Source organism: Microcystis sp. M53602_WE12, assembly GCF_030065455.1.
Taxonomy (GTDB): domain Bacteria; phylum Cyanobacteriota; class Cyanobacteriia; order Cyanobacteriales; family Microcystaceae; genus Microcystis; species Microcystis aeruginosa.
Window position 1 is genome coordinate 1 of the sequence record NZ_JASJFB010000429.1, and the last position, 5,127, is coordinate 5,127.

Below are 5,127 nucleotides of genomic sequence, written 5' to 3' on the forward strand. Positions count from 1 at the left end.
AAAAGTAAACCCATCACTCCCGCTAAAGGATTTTTATCGATTCCAGTTAACCAATCGGGAACAGTACCAGTGTATTTAATTAACTGACCCACATTTAATATATAGTATGCCCAGATTAAACCCGCGTGCAGACCGATACTTTTACCCAAACTACCACCACAGGCGCGTTTTGCCCAACCGAGAACCAATCCTAGCAAGACTAAGGCAGGAAATTGGGGAAAAGTGCGGATAATTTCGGCTAAAGGTTTAATAAAGTGAGCAAGAGCAAAAATTAAGGCACTAATCACTAGAGCGATAGCGGGACGATAATCCTTTTCTAATTCTCCCAGTAACCAGCCCCGAAATAGCAATTCTTCCGCAAAACCCACCGCTAAAGCGACTAAAAACCCCTCCAGGATGATTTTGCTGATCTGGGGATTTGCGGGTAAGAAATTTAACCAACCTAGGAACCCTTGGGACAGAAAAAGCGAGAAAGTGAAAAATAAACCGATCGCTAACCCGTTAATTAACTCTATCGGCGTTTTTCTTCGCCAAATCAACCCATAATCGGCTAATCCCTCATCGCCATAAATTGTCCGTCCCCACCAATGGGATAACCCCAAAAATTCCAGATAGAGAACAGAAAGGGTCAAAATTGAGACAAGATTGGCATTAGTGGCAAAAAAGTGATAGAGGGGAAGTGCGATCGGCAACCAGAGAAAAAGTAAGAGCAAAATAAAAATTCCCAGTCGCAGGGGGACTGGGTAAGTGGCAATTACCCGCAATCTTTTATTCATCGGGTTCGATACTGCTGGTTAAACCTTTATTTTTCAAGGTTTCACAGTAAAATTCCGCGTGTTCTTGGATGCAGGTAATCACCAAGGCCGTACCATTAGTGTGCGCTTCCATCATGATATCGACTGCTTGGGGTTGCGTCATACCGGCGATCGTTTGCATTAAACTCTGAACCACATACTCCATCGAGTTAAAGTCGTCATTGTGGAGTAAAACGCGATAACGCGGTGCTGGTTTACGGATTGTCGCTGTGGAACGCTTTTCGATGACTTCTGTGGACACCGTGTCTCTCCTTTGAATCTATATCACAAATAAAGGTCAATTACTAATGATCATAATCAAAATTTCCAGATTGAGCTAGGCTTTTTCAGCGATCCGTGAGGGGTTGGGTGTTGGGGAGTGGGGGACAGCCACAGGAATGACATTTCTAGATGGATAAGTAGCTGGTTATAATTAAATTAAAAATCGATTTTAGGTTCGATCCCCCCTGCCCCCCTTGATAAGGGGGGTGCCGATCCCCCCTTAGTCCCCCCTTGATAAGGGGGGTATCTGACAACTTTTAACGCCTACCTACTTAGATCATAATTGAATTAATTGGCTAATTTAAGCTTATTTTCCCATGGCTACTGACGAATTACAAAATCTCGATAAAAATATTCAACGCTTGAAAGAACAATTAGCGGGAAAGCGAGACATTTTAGTTATAATCGGACCGGAAGAACAAGTTAGGATCAAGCAGCAGATCGAAGATTTACGCCGACTAATTCGGGATTTTGAACGAGAAAAATGGGATTTAATCGCCAGCGAGAGTCAAGAATCGTCCTTTCCTGATGCCGAGGTAATGGTAGCAGAAATTGTCACAGAATTGACGGCAATTACCGCAGAACCACCCCCTGAACTTGCTTCTGTACAAATCTTAGAATCATTAAACCAAATTCTGGCTAAACTCAATCAACCAGAGCGATCAGCAGCAGCCAAATTAAAAGCGGCCCTATCTACTATACCCCCTTTTGTTTCCCTGACCTACGAAGCGGAATTAGATACTGAGTCAACTTTTAAGCGTTATTTTCCCACATTTAATCGTGTGATTGCAGGGGTGATAAATCGGCTAAAAAAGTAAGTATTCCCTCTATCCCTAGTAATGTGGGCAAAAGTACGGTTAATTTTGTCGGGAGGGAAGATGAGTTAACCTTAATTCATCAGCAATTGCAAACAGAACAAGGGGTGATTGTTTGTGCGGTGGAAGGGTTAGGGGGAATAGGAAAAACCGCTTTAGCTTTGGAATATGCGAAACGATACCAACAGGAATACGCGGCACAATATTGGTTATCCTTGCGACTATCGGGTTTAGCAGAAGAAATAGTTAAATTAGCTGGTCCCTATCTATCTTTACCAGAAATATTGAAAAAAGAATCTTTAGAAAAACAAGTGGACTGGTATTGGCAAAATTGGCTACCTCAGCAGGGAAAATTATTATTAATTCTCGATGATGTCCCCAATATCGACCGAATTCCCGATCGAATGTTACCAAAAGATTCTAGTATTAAGATATTAGTCACCACTAGGGAAAGGTGTCTTAGTACGGAATTTGAGTCTATAGCTTTAGATGTTTTACCCTTAGATAAATGTGTGGAATTATTAACCAAAATTGTTGGTACTGCTAAAGTTGAGCAAGAAAAAGCTTTAGTAGAACAGATTTGTCACGAAATTTTAGGACGCTTAACCTTAGCAGTGGAGTTGGTGGGGGAATATTTAGCGAAAAATCGTCATTTAAAGTTTAGCCATTTACGCGATAAATTAAATTTAGCTCATACTGCTTTAACTAAGGAAAGAAACCACAGAGATTATGGACATTTAGGGGTAGCAGCCGCAATTAAAATCAGTTGGGATGATTTAAGTTCTGCTGTTCAAAAAGTGGCAATGCTGTTGAGTTTATTCGCACCGGTGGCTATTGCTTGGACGTTGCTAGAAGATACGGCAAAATCCACGGAAATTACCGAAAGCGAACTAGAAGAAGCGCGGGGACAATTGGATAATTCTCATCTGATGCAACCCGTGGATGAGGACTATTCTTTTTATCGGATTCATCCCCTCGTGAGAGAATTTTTTCAACGGCAATTACAGGAAATTCCTGAGATAAATTCTCTTTATCGATGCGCTTTTGTGGAAACTTTGTTAACCATTGCCGAAAATATCCCGCAAACCCCCACAAGGGAGATTATTGCAGCGGTAACTCCCGCAATTCCCCATCTGCAACTTGTCAGTCAAACCATGTTAGATGATATTCCCAACCTGGAAGATAATTTAAGTCGGGTGTTTCTTGGGGTAGCTTCGTTTTATAAGGGACAGGGAGAATATAATTTAGCAGCAGCTACCTTAACAAAATGTTGTGAAGAAATCCAATCTCGCTTAGGAGAAAACAATCTCTATTTTGCTAGCAGTCTCAATAATTTAGCACTATTATACAAATCCCAAGGCAGATACGCAGAAGCAGAACTGTTGTGTAAGCGCTCCCTTTCTCTGATAAAACAGCGATTAGGAGAAAACCATCCTAGTGTTGCTACCAGTGTCAATAATTTAGCACTCTTATATCAATGCCAAGGCAGATACACAGAAGCAGAATCGTTGTATAAGCACTCCCTTTCTCTAAGGGAACAACTATTAGGAGAAAACCATCTCGATGTTGCACAAAGTCTCAATAATTTAGCGGTATTATACGAATTGCAAGGCAGATACGCAGAAGCAGAACCCTTGTGTAAGAGAGGCCTTTCTCTGATAGAACAGCTATTAGGAGAAAACAATCTCTATTTTGCTACCAGTCTCAATAATTTAGCAGGATTGTACCAATGTCAAAGCAGATACGCAGAAGCGGAACCCTTTTATAAGCACTCCCTTTCTCTGAGACAACAGCTATTAGTAGAAAACCATCCCGATGTTGCTGCCAGTCTCAATAATTTAGCGGTATTATACCAATCGCAAGGCAGATACGCAGAAGCGGAACCGTTGTATGTGAGAGCTATTGCTATTTATCAAGAAAGATTAGGCGAAAATCATCCCGATACCCAAAAAGTAAGGCAAAATTTTATGATTCTGTTGTTGCGATTATCCGATGAAGAATTACAGCAAAGATTCCCCGATGAGATAGTTAATCTGTTAAAAAGTATCAGGTAGGTAAAAAAATATATATCTCCTTCCCCGGTTTTACTGGGGAGCGCTCAGTTTCCGGGAGATCCTAACCAAGCTTCTCAATCTTCTAGTTCAGAAAAATCGAATAAAGCTGCTGCCTTCCTTTAAATACGCGCAAACACGCACACTACAATAGTCCTATAGTCCTACTGCCAGTATGAAGCCATCTCAGGGGTTTGGGATTGTTTCGGATGGATGCTAATGGAACATTTTGCTAATATGGAATTGGATCAGAAGTGAAAGTTAACTGTTAATCGGAATGTTATTGTTCAGGAGAAAAATCATGAGTCTTACTATCTCTGATGAAATTTTATCCCTAACTCGGATGTCAGAATCTGAGCTAAAACAAGAAATTGCCATCATGCTTTTTCAAAAGGAAAAGCTGACGCTTGGACAGGCTAGTAATTTAGCAGAAATGAATCAATTTCAATTTCAAAGTTTACTAGCAAGTCGCCAAATTCCTCTTCATTACGACCTTGAAGACTTAGATGCTGATGTCAAGACCTTAGGCAAACTAGGCAGATTATGATAGTGGTTAGTAATACCTCACCCATTAACAATTTAGCATCTGTCAATCAGCTAAATTTACTACAGCAACTCTACGAAAGCATCATTATTCCTGAAGCCGTTTATCGAGAACTGACTACCGTTCCCGTCGCCGGAAGTCAAGAAGTTCAAACCTTGTCTTGGTTCAAAAAACAAAATATAACCAATACAAAACTTGTCGAAAATCTTAATCTTGAAGTCGATAGAGGGGAGGCGGAAGCAATTACTCTTGCTCTTGAAATAAACGCCGAACTTCTGTTAATAGATGAACGTCTAGGTAGAATTGTTGCTTCACGTCTAGGGATTGAGTTTACCGGAGTATTAGGAGTTTTACTTGAAGCTAAAAGTAAGGGGTTAATTGCTCAAGTTAAACCATTACTTGACCATTTGCGTATTTCTGGATTTTGGATGAGAGAGCAACTGTATAATCAGGTTTTAAATCTAGCTAATGAATAAAATGCGCTCTCATACTAAATCTGGTTATAGCGGGTTTCAGTTGAATGAGGTACAGCATGGATGACTAGGTAGGCTCTTTAAAAGGGGTATCGCAATAGCAACAATGGGTAAACCAGTGATGGATGTCTCGCAATGTAATCTGACTAAAGGCTTGAACGATCGCTT

6 protein-coding genes are annotated in these 5,127 nt (G+C 40.7%); 4 read left to right on the plus strand and 2 right to left on the minus strand.

What is annotated here, in order from left to right:
* Nucleotides 1–776: CPBP family intramembrane glutamic endopeptidase (locus PX482_RS14475; RefSeq protein ID WP_288122598.1), on the minus strand; the 776-nt coding region annotated here is incomplete at its 3' end.
* A complete protein-coding gene (gene clpS, locus PX482_RS14480; protein WP_002738526.1) occupies nucleotides 769–1,056 on the minus strand; it encodes an ATP-dependent Clp protease adapter ClpS in 288 nt (95 codons plus the stop codon). The genes clpS and PX482_RS14475, both read right to left, overlap by 8 nt.
* 337 nt (nucleotides 1,057–1,393) lie before the next feature.
* On the opposite strand from clpS, the gene PX482_RS14485 reads away from it, so the two are divergent.
* The 4 genes from PX482_RS14485 to PX482_RS14500 all read left to right on the plus strand — a co-directional run bounded on the left by PX482_RS14485 (nucleotide 1,394) and on the right by PX482_RS14500 (nucleotide 4,962).
* The gene (locus PX482_RS14485; RefSeq protein WP_002760066.1) at nucleotides 1,394–1,894 is read left to right on the plus strand and encodes a hypothetical protein; all 501 of its coding nucleotides are present in this window, start codon (nucleotides 1,394–1,396) and stop codon (nucleotides 1,892–1,894) included.
* A gap of 23 nt (nucleotides 1,895–1,917) precedes the next feature.
* Nucleotides 1,918–3,945, plus strand: coding sequence for a tetratricopeptide repeat protein (locus PX482_RS14490; protein ID WP_288122599.1), 2,028 nt, complete (start codon nucleotides 1,918–1,920; stop codon nucleotides 3,943–3,945).
* A gap of 298 nt (nucleotides 3,946–4,243) precedes the next feature.
* Nucleotides 4,244–4,489 (plus strand): UPF0175 family protein, encoded by a 246-nt coding sequence (locus PX482_RS14495; RefSeq protein WP_002760064.1) that lies wholly within the window; start codon nucleotides 4,244–4,246, stop codon nucleotides 4,487–4,489.
* Nucleotides 4,486–4,962, plus strand: coding sequence for a PIN domain-containing protein (locus PX482_RS14500; protein ID WP_002760063.1), 477 nt, complete (start codon nucleotides 4,486–4,488; stop codon nucleotides 4,960–4,962). The genes PX482_RS14495 and PX482_RS14500 overlap by 4 nt, the downstream gene beginning before the upstream one ends.
* The last annotated feature ends 165 nt before the right edge of the window (nucleotides 4,963–5,127 follow it).